General features: G+C 67.3%; 17 protein-coding genes. 13 read left to right on the forward strand and 4 right to left on the reverse strand.

All coding sequences use genetic code 11. From position 1 onward, the window contains the following. Positions 1-10: 10 nt before the first annotated feature. Entirely contained in the window at positions 11-661 is a 651-nt protein-coding gene (locus V9K93_RS03595) for a transposase (protein WP_337302094.1), read from the reverse strand. Between the two features lie 208 nt (positions 662-869). Between V9K93_RS03595 and V9K93_RS03600 the strand changes: the two genes are divergently transcribed. The 13 genes from V9K93_RS03600 to V9K93_RS03660 all read left to right on the forward strand — a co-directional run bounded on the left by V9K93_RS03600 (position 870) and on the right by V9K93_RS03660 (position 14,364). After that, entirely contained in the window at positions 870-1,409 is a 540-nt protein-coding gene (locus V9K93_RS03600) for a GNAT family N-acetyltransferase (protein WP_295377323.1), read from the forward strand. Next, on the forward strand, positions 1,406-1,738 hold the full coding sequence (locus V9K93_RS03605) for a non-heme iron oxygenase ferredoxin subunit (protein ID WP_010483575.1): 333 nt from the start codon (positions 1,406-1,408) through the stop codon (positions 1,736-1,738). The genes V9K93_RS03600 and V9K93_RS03605 overlap by 4 nt, the downstream gene beginning before the upstream one ends. A 201-nt stretch (positions 1,739-1,939) precedes the next feature. After that, positions 1,940-2,344 (forward strand): hypothetical protein, encoded by a 405-nt coding sequence (locus V9K93_RS03610; RefSeq protein ID WP_337302095.1) that lies wholly within the window; start codon positions 1,940-1,942, stop codon positions 2,342-2,344. Positions 2,345-2,509: 165 nt separating this feature from the next. Beyond that, on the forward strand, positions 2,510-4,813 hold the full coding sequence (locus tag V9K93_RS03615; protein WP_046987138.1) for a TonB-dependent receptor: 2,304 nt from the start codon (positions 2,510-2,512) through the stop codon (positions 4,811-4,813). A gap of 69 nt (positions 4,814-4,882) precedes the next feature. Further along, the gene (locus tag V9K93_RS03620) at positions 4,883-5,602 is read left to right on the forward strand and encodes a tetratricopeptide repeat protein (protein ID WP_046987135.1); all 720 of its coding nucleotides are present in this window, start codon (positions 4,883-4,885) and stop codon (positions 5,600-5,602) included. Positions 5,603-5,612: 10 nt separating this feature from the next. Next, on the forward strand, positions 5,613-6,290 hold the full coding sequence (locus V9K93_RS03625; RefSeq protein ID WP_136638374.1) for a Fe2+-dependent dioxygenase: 678 nt from the start codon (positions 5,613-5,615) through the stop codon (positions 6,288-6,290). A gap of 164 nt (positions 6,291-6,454) precedes the next feature. After that, entirely contained in the window at positions 6,455-6,856 is a 402-nt protein-coding gene (locus V9K93_RS03630; RefSeq protein WP_136638373.1) for a hypothetical protein, read from the forward strand. A gap of 145 nt (positions 6,857-7,001) precedes the next feature. Then, a complete protein-coding gene (locus V9K93_RS03635) occupies positions 7,002-9,422 on the forward strand; it encodes a TonB-dependent receptor domain-containing protein (RefSeq protein ID WP_337302096.1) in 2,421 nt (806 codons plus the stop codon). A 202-nt stretch (positions 9,423-9,624) separates the two neighbouring features. Next, positions 9,625-10,263, forward strand: a complete 639-nt coding sequence (locus tag V9K93_RS03640) for a PepSY-associated TM helix domain-containing protein (RefSeq protein ID WP_046987131.1) — start codon at positions 9,625-9,627, stop codon at positions 10,261-10,263. Between the two features lie 26 nt (positions 10,264-10,289). Beyond that, positions 10,290-10,808 (forward strand): DUF2271 domain-containing protein, encoded by a 519-nt coding sequence (locus tag V9K93_RS03645; RefSeq protein WP_004147429.1) that lies wholly within the window; start codon positions 10,290-10,292, stop codon positions 10,806-10,808. Positions 10,809-10,933: 125 nt separating this feature from the next. Continuing rightward, a complete protein-coding gene (locus V9K93_RS03650; protein ID WP_046987130.1) occupies positions 10,934-11,737 on the forward strand; it encodes a DUF4198 domain-containing protein in 804 nt (267 codons plus the stop codon). Positions 11,738-11,791: 54 nt separating this feature from the next. Continuing rightward, positions 11,792-12,763, forward strand: coding sequence for an FAD:protein FMN transferase (locus V9K93_RS03655; RefSeq protein ID WP_337302097.1), 972 nt, complete (start codon positions 11,792-11,794; stop codon positions 12,761-12,763). Further along, positions 12,760-14,364, forward strand: a complete 1,605-nt coding sequence (locus V9K93_RS03660) for a sulfite reductase subunit alpha (protein ID WP_337302098.1) — start codon at positions 12,760-12,762, stop codon at positions 14,362-14,364. The genes V9K93_RS03655 and V9K93_RS03660 overlap by 4 nt, the downstream gene beginning before the upstream one ends. An 89-nt stretch (positions 14,365-14,453) precedes the next feature. On the opposite strand, the gene V9K93_RS03665 is transcribed toward V9K93_RS03660, so the two are convergent. From V9K93_RS03665 to V9K93_RS03675, 3 genes are read right to left on the reverse strand one after another with little or no spacing between them, the layout of a single operon-like run. After that, on the reverse strand, positions 14,454-15,065 hold the full coding sequence (locus V9K93_RS03665; protein WP_046987127.1) for a HutD/Ves family protein: 612 nt from the start codon (positions 15,063-15,065) through the stop codon (positions 14,454-14,456). Positions 15,066-15,099: 34 nt separating this feature from the next. Then, positions 15,100-15,825 carry a murein L,D-transpeptidase catalytic domain family protein gene (locus V9K93_RS03670; RefSeq protein WP_012510304.1) on the reverse strand — a complete coding sequence of 242 codons (726 nt, stop codon included), beginning with the start codon at positions 15,823-15,825 and terminating at the stop codon, positions 15,100-15,102. 18 nt (positions 15,826-15,843) lie between these two features. Further along, positions 15,844-16,929, reverse strand: a complete 1,086-nt coding sequence (locus V9K93_RS03675; protein WP_136638370.1) for a L,D-transpeptidase — start codon at positions 16,927-16,929, stop codon at positions 15,844-15,846. Positions 16,930-17,100: the final 171 nt, after the last annotated feature.

The following is a 17,100-nucleotide window of genomic DNA, read 5'->3' on the forward strand; positions in this document are numbered from 1 at the left end:
CAGACCGGGGTCAGATCCCTTTCGCCTGGCGAAAGGGCTCTGACCCCATCAACGTTGCCGCCATCCGCCGCTGCGATTGCACCGCCTTCCGTATCGAAGAGAGATCCTGCGCAGGGATACCCTGCTCGATGAACTCGGCGTAGCACCTGCACCGCTCATCCGCATCGGTGGCAATCAACTCAAAGGCCGGATGCGGCACGAGCAATGCGTTCACCCTGCCCTGCGCATTCGCGCGATAGCTCGACCAGCGATAGTCACCAGGATGCGCCACCTTCCCCGCCCGAACCGGGTTGAGCTCGATGTAGCGCTGGCAGGCCAGCAGATAGCGATCCGTATCCACCAGCGTGGAGTGGAAGCACCCTTCCCATAACGTGCCGGTGCGGCCCTGCCGATCATTCACCCGACGTACGTAGGTCCGGCTCACGGCCTGCATCATCCGTGACAGCCCGCCGCAGACATCAGGCGTTGCCAGAAGATGGACGTGATTGTCCATCAGCACATAAGCGTGGACCCGGCAGTGCTGCTGGTCTGCGTGATGACACAGCAGACGCAGGTAGGCCACGCGGTCGTCATCCGTGAAGAACACGGGCTGGCGATTGTTGCCACGTTGAATGGCATGTTGCGGGTATCCGGGCGCATCGATCCTTCGGGGGCGTGGCATGAGCGTTTCCTGGGGCTGAGGGGTCAGAGCCCTTTGCTGCACAAAGGGATCTGACCCCGAGCATCTGCCAATTCCGAACCTGTGCCAGTCGGTCCATGGCCTGCCGTTGGGTCAGTAGACGTCGGGGTCAGATCCCTTTCGCTTTGCGAAAGGGATCTGACCCCACCTCCCCATTTGCGCCCGCCCACGCCCCACCTAGAATGGGGCAATGAGCACCCTGACCTACCGGGCCGCCACGTCGGCCGACATCCCCGCCCTGATCACCCTGGTCACCTCCGCCTACCGTGGTGACGCCAGCCGTGTCGGCTGGACCACTGAAGCCGACCTGCTGGACGGCGCCCGCATCGACGCCGAAGGCATCCAGGCCGACCTGGACCGCCCGCGCTCCACCATCCTGCTGGCCGAGCGCGGGAACCAGCTGGTGGCCTGCGCCCACGTTGCCGATGTCGATGGCAAGGGCTACTTCGGCATGTTCTCGGTCGACCCGGCCCAACAGGGCGGCGGTGTCGGCAAGCAGATGATGGAGGCTGCCGAAGCGCATGCCGCGCGCGAATGGAGCGTGCCAGTGATGCAGATGACGGTGATCGACGTGCGCGACGAGCTGATCGCCTTCTATGAACGCCGCGGCTACCAGCGTACCGGCATCAAGAAGCCGTTCCCGTATGGGGACGAACGCTTCGGCATCCCCAAGCGCGACGACCTGCGCTTCGAGATCCTGGAAAAGCCGTTGGCCGGAGCCGCCACGTGAGCGAGGCCTGGACCTTTGTCTGTGCCGGCGCCGAGCTGTTGCCGGGTGAAATGAAGAGTGTGTTCGACGAGGTGACCGGAACGCCGATCGTGGTGTTCAACCTCGACGGCGAGCTGTACGCCCTGGAAGACCAGTGCACGCATGAAGAGTTCGAGCTCTCCTCGGGCGAGTTCAACACCACCGAGGGCAGCGTGGAGTGCGTGCTGCACGGCGCGCGCTTCGACGTGCGCGATGGCCGTGCCCTGTGCGCCCCGGCCTACAGCCCGGTGCCGAAGTTCCCGGTAAAGCGCGAGCACGACGCGATCTGGACCCGCGACGACCGCGATTGAGGCGGTGCCGCCCGGCAGGGACCCGCCCATGCGCGCGCCTGCCGGGGAGCACACCCATGGGGTGGATCTACCGGATCGCCCTGAGCGGCCTTCCAGGGCCTTTCGGGGGCATCGAGATCGCACGCCCGATTGCGCACATGCGAATCATTATCGTTGATGTTATTCTACGTAACATCTTCGTAACGACTCCGCCTCCGCGCCATGGCTTCGCCCGCGCCCACCGCCACGCTGCGCCAGCTCGCCCGTCAAAGGTGGCCGCTGCTCGTGGCCGCGCTGCTGACGCTGTTGCTGGGCTGGTCGGCACTGCACGAAGGACGCGGCAACGGCCCTGCTGCCCACGGCTGGCAGGCACACGCTGACGATCTGCAGCAGGTCATGCCGATGCCGGCCCCGCCGGCGGACGAATGCCCGCACCATGCCGCGCCAGCACCGGAGCCGCCGCTGGATGGCGAGGGCACCACGCCCTGTACCGGACTGGCTCCCCCGCGCGCCGCCCTGGTCGCGCATGTTCCGCTGTGGCGTTCCGACGCCCTGCGCTGGCAGCTGCATGATCCCGCGCTGCGGTTGAACCCCGGCCACGCACCGCCCGCACCGCACGCCAGCTGAGGCGCCCTGCGGCCGTTGGCGTGTGCCTGAGGTCGTTCACCGCGTAGCCGAGCATCGGCTCAGCTCTATCGGCTCAGCTCTACAGAAACCGCTTTCTACGTGCCGTCGCGCTGTCTGCGCTTCGGCCCTCGCCCTTTCCTGATCCAAGCCACCGCCACCCAGACCATGACCCACATCACGTCCCGCAAGCACGCCCCGCGCGTTTCCCTGCTCGCTACCGCCACCCTGGCCGCCGGCTTCGCACCGCTGGTCGCACAGGCCGCCGACAACGCCGATGCCAGCTCCCGCAAGGCCACCGACCTGGACAAGGTGCAGGTGCGCGGCAGCTGGTTCAATCCGTCCTCGCCGAAGTTCACCGCTGAACTGCTGAACACTCCGAAGTCGGTGTCGATCGTGTCGGAGAAGCTGATTGCCGAAACCGGCGCGACCAACCTGCAGGATGCGCTGCGCATGGTCCCAGGCATCACCTTCGGTGCCGGCGAAGGCGGCAACCCGACCGGCGACCGCCCCTTCATCCGTGGCTTCGATTCGCAGAGCAACATGTTTGTCGATGGCTTGCGCGACGTCGGCTCGCAGACCCGCGAAATCTTCGACCTGGAGCAGGTGGAAGTGGTCAAGGGCCCGAGCTCGGCCTACGGCGGCCGTGACTCCGGTGGTGGCAGCCTGAACCTGGTGAGCAAGACGCCGAAGCTGAAGAACGAGACCAGCGCAAGCATGGGCATCGGCACCGACAGCTACGCGCGCGGCACCGTGGACGCCAACTACGTGCTGGGCGATGGCATCGCCGCCCGCCTGAACCTGATGAAGCACGAGTCGGACATTGCCGGCCGTGACGCTGCCAATGTCAGCCGTTGGGGTATCGCACCGTCGATCGCGTTTGGCCTGAACGGTCCGGCGCAGCTGATCGCCAGCCACTACCACATGCAGAGCGATGACCTGCCGGATGCAGGCGGTTTCCCGTACAACAATCCGTTCGCCAGCGGCCCGAACGTGGCCAAGAACGGCGATGGCCGCCCGATGGTGCCGGACCGCAACAACTACTACGGCCTGGTCGACCGCGACTTCCAGCGCACCCGCGCCGACATCAGCACCCTGGACGCCAGCTACGACTTCGGCGGCCACAAGCTGCGCAACATCGCGCGCCTGGGCAACACCAGCAACGACTACCTGTGGACCCAGCCGGACGACAGCAAGGGCAACCCGAACAATTACGGCACCTTGTGGCGCCGCACCAACAGCCGCGCCGTCGACGTCAAGAGCTTCGCCGACCAGCTCGGTCTGACCGGCGCCTTCCAGACCGGCGCGCTCAAGCACAGCTACAGCGCCGGCGTGGAATACAGCGACGAGAAGATGACTCGCGGCAGCTACCTGATGACGCCGGGCACCGCCAACCCGCTGGAAACCGCCGCCAACAGCTCCGTGTGCCGGGTGTCCGGCGCCGCCACCAACTACAACTGCACCGACTTCAACAACCCGAATCCGAACGATCCGTGGGCTGCCGGTCAGATCGTCTATCGCAGCAACAAGGCGCTGGACGTTGAACAGCGCACCAAGACCAAGTCCGCCTATCTGTTCGACACCATCGAGCTCAATGCACAGTGGAGCTTCAACGTCGGCCTGCGCTATGACGATTACAGCACCACGCTGACCACGCCGGTGCTCAACGCAGCGCCGACCCGCCTGCGCAACGACAACGACTTCGTGAACTACCAGGCCGGCGTAGTGTTCAAACCGGCGGCCAACGGCAGCATTTACCTGTCGTGGGGCACCTCCTCGACCCCGCCGGGCATGGACGGTGGCGATGGCTCCGACGGCCTGACCGGGCTGGTGGCCGACCTCAAGCCGCAGGACACCAAGAACCTCGAATTGGGTACCAAGTGGGACCTGCTGGACAACCGCCTGAACCTGACCGCGGCGATCTTCCACACCGTGATGAACAATGCACGTGTGACCATCGACAACGGCACCAGTCAGAACGCCGGCAAGAAGGAGATCAACGGCTTCGAGCTGGGCTTCAACGGCCAGCTGACCGACGCCTGGAGCCTGTATGGCGGTTACACCTACCTGGACTCGGAACTGAAGGACAACGGCTTCGTCTGTGCCGTGTCCGGCCGCACCTGCCCGTCCAACGTCTACGTGCCGTCGCCGAACAACGGCAACGAGTTCCCGAACACCGCCAAGCACAGCGCCAACCTGTGGACCACCTACCGCTTCCCGATCGGCCTGACCGTCGGTGCCGGTGCGTTCTACTCGGACAAGCAGTACGGTGATGTGGCCAACACCAAGTGGATCGCCAGCTACACCCGCTTCGACGCGATGGCCAGCTACGCGATCCAGGACAACATCAGCCTGCAGCTCAACGTGCAGAACCTGACCGACAAGACCTACTTCACCAAGGCCTATGCCTCGCACTACGCGAGCATCGCCCCGGGTCGCTCGGCCACCCTGGCATTGAACGTGAAGTTCTGATGTAACTTGGCTCCACCACGGCGGCAGGCTCTCCTGCCGCCGTTTTTGTTTCCGGCGATACTCACCCCCATGGCAACCCTTACCCCCATCGACAGCGATGCTCTGGCCGAGCTGCTGCAGCACGACCCGCAGGCTGCCTTCGCGCGCGTGCGCGACGCCGCGCAGGCCGGACAGGTCGAGGCACAACTGCTGCTCGCGCAGATGCACATGGAAGGCAAAGGCACCGCACAGGACGCCCCGGCGGCACTGCTCTGGTACGAAACCGCCGCCAACAACGGCGCGCCGATGGCGATGAACATGCTTGGCCGCTGCCACGAACTGGGCCAGGGCACCGCCCCCGACCCGACACTCGCCGCAGTGTGGTACCGGCGCGCGGCCGACACCGGCCTGGACTGGGGCCTGTACAACCTGGCCAACCTGCTGGCCACCGGCCGCGGCGTGACCCAGGACCGCGCGCAGGCACTGGCCCTGTACACCCGTGCCGCACACCTGGGCCATGCCAAATCGATGAACCTGCTGGCCCGCCACCTCGAAGACGGACTGGATACCGCGCCCGATCCACAGGCAGCGCTGGCCTGGTACCAGCGCGCGGCCGAGGCCGGTGATTTCCGCGGCCAGGCCAACTACGCCTCGATCCTGCTGCAGGCCGGCCAGATCGAGCAGGCCGTGCACTGGCTGCGGCTTGCACTGGCCCACGGCAGCCCGGCGTTCATGGCGCACATCGTGCCGGAACTGGCCGCGTCGCCGCATCCGCAGGTGCGCGCACTGGTCGCACCGCCGTCCCTCTGAGGAGTCCCGCATGCTGCTGCACATCCCCGACATTCTCAGCGCCGACCAGGTCGCCGACTTCCGGCGCCGCCTCGACGCCGCCGACTGGACTGATGGCCGCGAAACCGTGGGGCATCTGGGCGCACAGGCCAAGCACAACCAGCAGCTGCCCGAGGCCTCGCCGCTGCGCCGCGAACTGGGCGAGATCATCCTCGTCGCGTTGGCCCGGCACCCGCTGTTCTTCAGCGCCGCGCTGCCGCTGAAGTACCTGCCGCCGCGCTTCAACCGCTACAGCGGGGGCGGCACCTATGGCTTCCACGTCGATGGTGCGGTGATGAACCTGGCCAACGGTGAGCAACTGCGCTCGGACATCTCCTGCACCCTGTTCCTGTCCGCGCCCGAGGAGTACGAGGGCGGCGAGCTGATCATCAGCGACACCTACGGCGAGCACGAAGTGAAGCTGCCCGCCGGCGACCTGATCGTGTATCCGTCCAGCAGCCTGCACCAGGTGCGGCCGGTCACCGGCGGCGCGCGCGTGGCCTCGTTCTTCTGGGTGCAGAGCATGATCCGCGACGACGTGCAGCGGCGCCTGCTGTGGGAAATGGATGGCTCGATCGAGCGCCTGCGGCAGACCGGCGGCGACGCCGAGGCGGTGCTGCAGCTGACCGGCGTGTACCACAACCTGCTGCGGCGCTGGAGCGAAGTCTGAGCCCCGTCGGGGCGGCCTGCGACATTTTGGCAATCATTCTCATTTGCAACAGCTAACAGCTCTCATTACAATCACGCCCCGTTGATGCCGCCCGCTGCCGGCAGACCCTTGGGGACCCCCGCTTGCTGCGCCCGCTTCGCCCTCGTCCACTCATCCATCGCAAGATGGGCACCGCCATGCGCGGCCAGCGTCCCGCGCTGGCCAGCCTGCTGGCGTGGGTGGCGATGCTGGCCTTGCTGCTGGGCACCCTGCCGCTGCTGCCACACGGCCAGGCCGGAATGGCCGTGCAGATGCCGCTGGAAGAGCGCGGTGGCGAAGCGCCGCTGCAGGAAGAGGCACCGGCCAAGCTGCGCCGTTGTGCTGCCGCTCCGGTGAAATCAGCCGAGAAGGCACGCCCGCCGTTGCTGCTGGCCAGCCACTGGCTGCGCACTGAGCTGGAACTCGTACCCGCCACGCCGGCCATGCCCGGCGTGCGCCTGGACTGGCCACTGGCCGCTCCGGACACGCCCTGGGCCGATGCGCCCGGGCGTCGCCAGCAACGCGGCCAGGCGCCGCCGCTCGCCTGATCCACGGCCCGACGTGACCGCCCGCGCGGTCGCGCCTGCACGCCGCTGCCTGCTTCATCCCTGCCGCCCCTGACCGGGCCTTCCGTGCCTGCCGCGCCCTTCGCGCACGGCGTCGCACCACCCTGCATCCTTCGAGGTTACTGCCATGGCCCAGCGCCATCGTGTCCGTTCGTCCCTGTCCCGTACCCTGCTGACCAGCGCCGTGCTGGCGGCCATGGCCACCCCTGCCCTCGCCCACGGTGACGCTTCCGGCGCGCCACAGACGCTGGACAAGGTGGTGGTCACCGCCTCCGGCTTCGAGCAGAAGGTGGTCGATGCACCGGCCAGCATCAGCGTGGTCAGCCGCGAAGAACTCAGCAAGCGCCCGTACACCAACCTGGTCGACGCGCTGCGCGACGTCGAAGGCATCGACGTCGGCCTGGAAGCCAGCGACAAGAACGGTCGCGCCACCATTTCCATGCGCGGCCTGCCGTCCGAGTACACCCTGGTGCTGATCGACGGCCGTCGCCAGAGCAATGTCGGCCAGCTGTATCCGAACAACTTCGGTGGCGGCCAGTTCGCCTACCTGCCGCCGCTGGACGCGATCGAACGCATCGAAGTCGTGCGCGGCCCGATGTCCACGCTGTACGGCTCGGATGCGATGGGTGGCGTCATCAACATCATCACCCGGCGCAACCAGGACAGCTGGCACGGCGCGGTGACCCAGGGCTTCACCGTGCAGCAGGATGACCAGTTCGGTGATGCACGCACCACCGACCTGTACCTAAGTGGCCCGCTGCTGAAGGACCGCCTGAGCCTGGCGGTGCGCGGCAGCTACTATGACGCCAAAGCCTCCAATCCGGAATGGGAGGCGCTGACCCTGCCCGACGGCAGCCTGTGGGAACGCAGCATCGGCTTCGGTGGCGGCGGCAAGTCGGTGGCCAACACCAACTGGAACACCGGCGTACGCCTGGACTTCCGCGTCAACGACGATCACGAACTGTGGCTGGACTACGACGTGTCGCGGCAGAAGTACGACAACAGCGAGGGCCAGACCGGCACGCTGGACAGCCTGGCCAGCCTGTGGCGCGTCGGCAACGCAGTCATCCCCAACCCGAACGGCAGCGGCACCGTCACCCGCCGCGTGGTGCAGCCGCGCGTGGGCTACACCGCCTACCAGCGCTACGAGCGCGACCAGTTGTCGCTGACCCACCAGGGCCGCTACAGCTTCGGTACCTGGCAGACCTCGCTGACCCACAGCAAGAGCAGCAACCTGGGCCGTTCGCTGCCGCTGACCCTGGACGAACGCGCCAACCTGCAGACCCTGTGGAACGACGTCTGCCGCCGCACCGGTGCCGCCAACAACTGTGCGGCTGGCCGCGGCAATGCGCTGACTGCCCTCAATCCAAGTGAAATGGCACGGCTGCAGGCGTTCCTGCCGCGTCCGCTGCGCACCATGGAACTGGAAGGCTACGTGCTCGACACCATGCTCGACCTCGACTTCGGCGCGCACAAGCTGACCGTTGGCGGCCAGTACAACGACACCGACATGATCGACGGCGTGTTCGGCATGGATGGCGCCGGTTACCGCAGCAACACCAAGCAGAAGCACCGCATGTGGGCCCTGTTCGCCGAGGACAACTGGTCGCTGACCGATACCCTCACCGCTACCTTCGGCCTGCGCTATGACGACCACAACGTGTTCGGCAGCCACGTCAGTCCGCGCGGCTACCTGGTATGGAACGCCAGCGACGCGTGGACCTTCAAGGGTGGCGTCAGCACCGGCTACAAGACCCCGCGTCCGGACCAGCTGTTCCCGGGCATCACCGGCTTCGGTGGCCAGGGCGTGCTGCCGCTGGTGGGCTCGCCTAACCTGAAGCCTGAAACCAGCACCAACTATGAGCTGGCCGCCTACTACGAAGGCCAGCGCTGGGGCTTCAACGTGACCGGCTTCTTCAACAAGTTCGAGGACAAAATCGCCAGCGGCGGCACCTTCCCGAACTGCGAAGTGGCCCGCGCCGGCAGTGGCTACTGCGTAGACATCGGCCCGGGCTGGGCGGCGCTGGGCTACAGCACCTTCACCCAGAGCGTGAACATCGACAAGGCCGAGACCCGCGGTACCGAACTGGCCGCGCATGTCGACCTGCTCGACACCCTGCAGCTGCGCGGCAACTACACCTGGACCAAGAGCGAGCAGACCAGCGGCCCCGACAAGGGACGCCCGATCTCGGGCACCACGCCGGCAAAGCACATGGCCAACGCCAGCCTCAACTGGCAGATCAACGAAGCGGTCAGCCTGTCGCTGATCGGCGAGGGCCGCTACGACCGCTATCGCGACACCCTCATCGACAGTGCCGGCACCCGCCACGTGCGCTATTACGAGGACTACACGATCTTCCACCTGGGCGGCAGCTGGAAGGCCACGCCGTGGCTGACGGTCAACGCACGTGTCAACAATTTGTTCGACAAGGACTTCGTTTCACAGTCGTGCCTGCTGCTCAATCCCAGCGAGTTCAGCTGCGTGGACGACTACGCGACCAAGGACCAGCGCCGCAGCTACTGGATTTCGTTGAACGCGAAGTTCTGATCGCCGCGCACCGGTAGTGCCGGTCGCTGGCCGGCATTGCCCCGGTGGGTGCCGATCTTGGTCGGCACCACTTCATCCACGCATGGTGTGGATCTGCCGTATCCCGCCGTCGATCCGGCGGTGGGATACAGAACGACACGCAATTGCGAGCTATTCTCATCAATGATGTAATGGGCAGTCCCCGTCCGCCTCGAACCGTGCCGTGAGTCGTCCTGCCTCCTCCACCGTGCAGCAGCAACAGAACCGTGGCTTCTGGCTGCGGACGCTGCACCAGTGGCACTGGATCAGCTCGGCGGTGTGCCTGATCGGCATGCTGCTGTTCGCGGTGACCGGCCTCACCCTCAACCACGCAGCGAAGATCGAGGCCAAACCCGAGGTGCAGAACCAGCAGCTGGAACTGCCGGCTGATCTGCTGGGCCAGCTGGGCACGCGCGAGGAGGGCAACGCACCGATTCCGCGCCCGGCCAGGCAATGGCTGGACACGCAGCTGGGCATCGCCATCGGTGGGCGTCCGGCCGAGTGGTCGGCCGAAGAAATCTACCTGTCATTGCCGCGCCCCGGTGGTGACGCCTGGCTGAGCATCGATCGCGAGACCGGCGCGGTGGAGTACGAATCGACGTCGCGCGGCGTGGTGTCCTACCTCAACGACCTGCACAAGGGCCGCAATGCCGGCCCGGCGTGGGGTTGGTTCCTGGACCTGTTTGCCGTGGCCTGCCTGGTGTTCTGCATCACCGGCCTGTTCCTGCTGCACCTGCATGCGCGGCAGCGGCGCATGACCTGGCCGCTGGTCGGCCTCGGCCTGATGATCCCGCTGCTGATCGCCCTGCTGCTGATCCACTGACTTTCCTTCGTTTCCGGAGCCGCCCCATGCGCGTCACCCTGACCATCGCCCTCAGCGGCCTGCTGGCCACCTCGCCGGCTTACGCCACCACCCTCGACATCAACGTCGAAGTTCCCAAGCTCAACGTGGCCGAGTATCACCGCCCGTATGTGGCGGTGTGGCTGGAAGGCGCCGACCAGAAGGTCGCGGCCAACCTGTCGGTCTGGTATCAGCAGACCAGCAACAGCGAAGGCCATGGCACCAAGTGGCTGCCCGACCTGCGCCAGTGGTGGCGCAAGAGCGGCCGCACCCTGCAGGTGCCGGTGGACGGCGTGACCGGCCCGACCCGCCCGGCCGGCAAGCACGCGCTGTCGTTCAACGACAAGCAGCCGGCACTGAAGCAACTGGCCCCGGGCAACTACACCCTGGTGGTGGAAGCGGTGCGCGAAGTCGGCGGCCGTGAACTGCTGAAGATCCCCTTCACCTGGCCGGCCACCGCCGCACAGAACGGCAAGGCGCAGGGCGCCACCGAACTGGGCCAGGTCACCCTCGCCGTCAAACCGTAATTGCCTGAGCCGGGGTCAGAGCCCTTTCCGCTGGAAAGGGATCCGACCCCATCGCAGCACCCTTGGGGTCGGATCCCTTCCGCAGGAAGGGCTCTGACCCCACCACCACCCCTGGAGTCTTCCGCATGAAGCGCACGCTCGTCCTCGCCGCCGCTCTGGCCGCTGCCCTTCCTTTCTCGGCCCTGGCCCACAAGGCATGGCTGCTGCCCTCGCAGACCGTGATCGCCGGCAACGCGCCGTGGATCACCGTCGACGGTGCGGTCTCCAATGACCTGTTCTATTTCAATCACGTGCCGCTGCGCCTGGAGTCGGTGGTGATCACCGCGCCGGATGGCAGCACCGTGCAGGCGCAGAACGCCGCCACCGGCAAGTACCGCAGCGTGTTCGATGTCGAGCTGAAGCAGCAGGGCACTTACCGCATCGCGTCGGTCAATGACGGCCTGTTTGCCACCTACGAGCAGAACGGCGAGCGCAAGCGCTGGCGTGGTACCGCCGCCACCTTCGGCGAACTTCCCAAGGATGCGAAGAAGCTGGAAGTGAGCCAGTCGGTGGGCCGCGTGGAAACCTTCGTCACCAACGGCGCGCCGAACGACACCGCGCTGAAGCCGACCAATCGTGGCATCGAGCTGGTCGCCGTCGGCCACCCGAATGATCTGTTCGCCGGCGAGGAAGCCACCTTCCGGGTACTGGTCGACGGCAAGCCGGCCGCCGGCCTGGAGTTCGAGATCGTGCGTGGTGCCACCCGCTACCGCAACGCGCAGGACGAGCTGAAGGTCACCAGCGATGCCAAGGGCGAGATCAAGGTGACCTGGCCGGAAGCCGGCATGTACTGGCTGGAAACCGGCACCGAGGACAACAAGACGTCGGTGAAGCAGGCCGCCAAGCGCCGCCTCAGCTACGTCGCCACGCTGGAAGTGCTGCCGCAGTAATGACGTGGACCGCGATGCCGGGCAGACCCGGCATCGCATCTACAGCACACCACCATGACCGATCTCCTGCTCGACATCGCCCGCCTCGGTGGCACCACCATGGGCACCACCTGGAGCGTGTCGCTGGTCGCGCCGCCCCAGCGCGACCTGCATCCGCTGCATGCCGGCATCCAAGCGCGGCTGGATGAGGTGGTCGCGCAGATGAGCACCTGGGAACACGGTTCGGATCTGAGCCGCTACAACCGCGCCGACGCTGGCCAATGGTGCGTGCTGCCGGCCGAGACCCGCCACGTTCTGGCCTGCGCACAGGCTATCGCTTCCGCCAGTGGCGGCGCCTTCGATCCCACCATCGGCCCGCTGGTGGCGCTGTGGGGTTTCGGCGCACACGCCGGTGAACGCACTCAGCCCGATCCCGCACGCCTGCAGGCCACGCGCGATCGCTGCGGTTGGCAGCGCTTGCAGTGGCAGGACGATGCGCTGCTGCAACCGGGCGGGCTGGAACTGGATCTCTCTGCTATCGCCAAGGGCTTCGGCGTCGATCACGTCGCTGCCTGGCTGCGTGGACAGGGTATCTCTGCTGCGCTGATCGAAGTCGGCGGCGAACTGGCCGGCTACGGCCGCAAGCCGGACGGCCAGCCGTGGCGGGTGCTGGTGGAGTCCGCACCCGAAGAAGACGCGCACACTGATACCCCGCCACGGGTGCTGGCGCTGGACGGCAAGGCGGTGGCCACCTCCGGCGATCGCTGGCATCAGTACCAGGCCGATGGCGAGGCCTACAGCCACAGTCTCGACCCACGTGCCGGCATACCGGTGCGCCAGGTTGCGGCTGCGGTAACCGTGGTGGCCGACGATGCGATGCACGCCGATGCCTGGGCCACGGCACTGACCGTGCTCGGCCGTGACGCGGGCATGGCACTGGCCGAGCGCGAAGGACTGGCTGCGCGCTACCTGCAACGCGCAGCGGATGGTCCACGCGAATTCCTCAGCAGCGCCTTCCAGCACCTGCTCGACGAGCAGGGCGCATGAGCACCCGTCCGTCGCGCGCGTGGCTCGGCAACGCTCTGGTGCTGTTCCTGCTGGCAGTGATCGGCTGGGTGCTGTTGCGCCTGCACCTGGGCGAGGCCTGGTGGCAGGGCGCGCCGCCGGCGCGGCAATCGCAGATCGCAGTGCTCGCCACGGCGCTGTATGCGCTGGCCTGCGCGGCCCTGTGGTGGCGCGGGCGCGCGCGCGACGATGCCGCAACCGGAGACACCCCACCGATCTTGCTGGTCTGGTCCAGCCAGACCGGCTTCGCGCGTGAGCTGGCCGAGCGAAGCGCCGAGGCCCTGCGCGCTGCCGGCCTGCCGGTACGCGTGCGCGGCCTGCACGAAGTGGACACGGCGCTGCTGGCCAGCAGCCAGCGCGCGCTGTTCATCGCCAGTACCACCGGCGAAGGGGACCCGCCCGACCATGCCCTGCCCTTCCTGCGCGGGGTGATGACCATACCGCCGCCGCTGCAGCACCTGCACTACGGCGTGCTGGCTCTGGGTGATCGCAGCTATGGCCACTTCTGCGGATTCGGCCACCAGCTCGACCAGTGGCTGCGCCAGCACGGTGCGCATCCGCTGTTCGATGCGATCGAAGTCGACAACGCCGATCCGGCGGCGCTGCGTCATTGGCAGCAGTTGCTGGGTCAACTCGGCGGTGGCGCCAGTGAACTACCCGACTGGAGTCCGGCCGAATATCAGCCGTGGTCGCTGCTGCAGCGCCAGCATCTGAACCCGGGCAGCCCTGGCGGCCCGGTGTACTGGTTGCGTCTGCAGCCACCCGTTGGTGTTGATGTGCAATGGCAGGCCGGCGACATCGCCGAGATTGGTCCGCAGCATGCATCGCACACCGTGCGTGCCTGGCTGGACGCACAACGATTCGATGCGGACACCATGCTGGATGACGGGCAGACACTGCTGGCCCGTGTCGCACGCTCGCACCTGCCTTCGCTGGTTCCACCGGGCGACCTGCCTGCGTTGCTGGCGACCCTGCAGCCATTGCCGCATCGCGAGTACTCGATCGCCTCGGTGATGACCGACGGTGCGGTCGAGCTGCTGCTGCGCCGTCAGCTGCGCGCCGATGGCACGCCCGGCATCGGCAGCGGCTGGCTGTGCGACTACGCAGCCATCGGAGAAGCGGTGCAGCTGCGCCTGCGCCGCAACGACAATTTCCACGGCGTGGCCGCCGACGTGCCGCTGCTGCTGATCGGCAATGGCACCGGCATCGCCGGCCTGCGCGCGCACCTGCACGAACGCACGCGCAATGGTGCACGGCGCACCTGGCTGCTGTTCGGTGAGCGCACCGCCGCGCACGACTTCCACTTCGGTGAAGAACTGCAGGCGATGCTGGCCGACGGCAGGCTGGCGCGGCTGGATGCGGTGTTCAGCCGCGACGGCGACGCGCACCGCTATGTACAAGACCGGCTGCTGGCCGAAGCGGCAACGCTTCGCCAGTGGGTCGATGAAGGCGCGACGATCCTGGTCTGCGGCAGCCTGCAGGGCATGGCCCCGGCGGTGGATACAGTGATCGAGCAGGTGCTGGGTGCCGCGGGCAAGGAAGCGCTGCTGCTGGCCAGTCGTTACCGGCGCGATGTGTATTGAGGTCGCCGCCTTCTGGTGGGTGCGAACCTTGGTTCGCACCGTGACGCGGTGTCGGTGGCCGCATTCACGCACGGCTCGGCTCTACACGGTCATGCCGCCATTGCCGCGCTGACCCGTATCGCCAACAACTCGCCGCCTCCCTGCAGCGCATGCCGTTGCCGCTCACCGGCCGCCAACCACGCGGTATCGCCCGCCTGCAGCGCCGGCAGGCCACTGTCGGCACCAAACTCCGCCTGACCTGCCAGCAGATGCAGCGCCCAGGCCACACCCGGTTCGCAGAAGAAGAACATGGCGCCCACCAGCGGCCGGTGCAGCAGCTCGGCCTGCAGCAGCTCGCGCTTCCACATCAGGTTGAAGTCGTGGGTGGTGCCATCGACCAGTTCGCCGTGCAGCGCTTCCTCACCGGCAAAACGCACGCGCCCGTGCGGTGGCAGCACCTCGGCCACACGGCCAGCGTCGAAGCGAAGACGCACACCATTGCCCTGCAGCAGCACCAGCTCACGCTCCACGCCGGGGAAGGCAGAGAACGCGGCATCCTGCTCGATCTCGGCCACCGACAGGCGCAGCGCCCAGTCATCGCCCTGCGCCGGCAGGCGCAGGATCTCGCGGGTCCAGCCAAGTCCATTCCGCCAACGTTCGCGGCGGTAGTCCAGGCTGGAGATCACCTGGCTCGGAGTGTGCAGCAGGGAGTCGATGTTCATCCGCGCATTGCATCATGCCGCGCGCCGTCGTGCATCACCGCGTGGCGAGCGTGCCCTGGCCACCGCACTCGCCGGCCAGCAGCTGCGAGTGCTTCAACCAATCCTGGTCGGGGTAGTAAGCAAACACCATCGTGCCGCCACGCAACGCATCGATCAGCGGCTTGGCCACCGACAGCCGCACCGCCGGGCAACCCAGGCTGCGGCCCAGCCGCCCCTGCAGCTGCGCGGTAGCCGGGTTCACGTACGGCGCACCATGGATGACGATGGCTCGGTCACGCGCGCGGTCGTTGAAGCCCGGTTCCAGCCCGGCCAGGCGCAGCGAATAGCCGTTGCCGCCCATGTAGGTCTCCTGCGCGGTGAACGCGCCGAGGCTGGACATGAAACTGCCATCGCGGTTCGAGAAGTGCTCAGTGCGGTTCTCGCCGCTGTTGCGGCCATGCGCCACCCATTCCTCGAACAGCAGGCGCTGGTGGGCCAGGTCGAACACCCACAGGCGCGGCTCGGTGGACGGCCGCGAATAGTCGATCACGCTGAGGCGATCGCCATTGATGCCCAGCTCCGGCCGCTGCAGCGCGCAGCGCATGGCGTGCGCCGCCAACTGCAACACGTGGCGGTCGGCCTTGGGCGCACTGCGCGACAGCAAGGCAGCCAGATCATCGGCGCTGGTGGCAAGGGCGGGCGTCTGTGCCAGCGCCGGGGCGCTGGCCGAGGTCGCCAGCAGGCCGAACGCGGCCAGCCGGCACAGGCGGGATGCAGTCATGGGCACAACAGGGGGGACTCAGTTGCCCTTGAGGGTGGACCCTGGCGGCTCGGATTCCAAGACCGGCTGCATTCCGGATTCAGCCGGGCTTGGGCGGACCGCCGGCAGCGAGGTCACCAGCAGGGTCGTGCCCGGCACCAGCACCTGGTACAGCTGGCGGGCGAAATCGGCCGGCAGCGCCATCGGCAGCGAGGGCGTGGCCAGCAGGTCCGGGGTGGCCTGGGCACGGTCCTGGCCCAGCAGCGGATAGGCCGTCCACTGGTGCAGGCGCTGGTTCACGTCCAGCGGGCTGGGTGTGTCGCTGTAACCCTGCCCCATCACGAACAGCGTGGTGCCCTGGAAGGCCGGCAGGGCGTCGGCCTTCAGTGGCGACTCGCCGATCATCACGCCATCGCGCAGCACGTACAGGCGCTGGTCGTGCAGGCTGACCAGGATGCCGACCTGCCCCGCCGGCGCCGCGCTGTCGTTCCACCAGGCCTGCACCGGCGCCCCACCCTCGGTCTCCGGCAGGGCCTGGCCGCGCGCGTTGACCGGCGCCAGCACCGACGGATAGGCCAGGGTCATCGGCGAGCTCTTGGCATCGGCCACGACCACGGTGTCGCCGCGCTGGGTTTCACTGAACAGCTTCTGCGCGAAAGCCTGCGGCAGCCGCACGCAGCCGTGCGAGGCCGGATGCCCGGGCAGGCTGCCGCCATGCAGGGCGATGCCGTCCCAGGTCAGCCGCTGCATGTACGGCATCGGCGCGCTGTTGTAGAGGTTGGACTTGTGGTCCTTGTCCTTCTGCAGGATGGTGAACACACCCGTTGGCGTCTCGTGCCCGGCCTTGCCCGAGCTGATCGTGGTCAGGCCGATGGCAATGCCGTTGCGGTACACGTAGGCGCGCTGTTCATCGAGGCTGACCACCAGCACGATCGGTCCGGTCGGCGAGATTTCCGGATGCCACAGGTACTCGCCCGGCTTCAGGTCGGTCGGTCCGCGCACTTCGGCGGTGCTGGCTGCGGCAGCTGCAGGTTTGGCAGCCGACGCCGGCGCAGCGGCATGGGCCAGCAGCGGCAACGCCAGTGCAAGGGCGAGCATCAGGGTGGTGGGGCGGTGCAGAAGCATCCAGCGGGTGTCCTTTCCATGCGGAGCGGCCACCGTACACCATCGGCCTGTGGTGGCCGCGGCAAAACCAGGCGCCGGAAATGAAACTGCCCGGCGACACAGCCATGTGTCGTACCGGGCAATCGTTACGTCCTTGTCGGCCTGCTGCCGCCCCCTCGCATCCTGCGCTGT

It is taken from the genome of Stenotrophomonas sp. CCNWLW162, assembly GCF_037203745.1.
GTDB lineage: Bacteria > Pseudomonadota > Gammaproteobacteria > Xanthomonadales > Xanthomonadaceae > Stenotrophomonas > Stenotrophomonas maltophilia_AQ.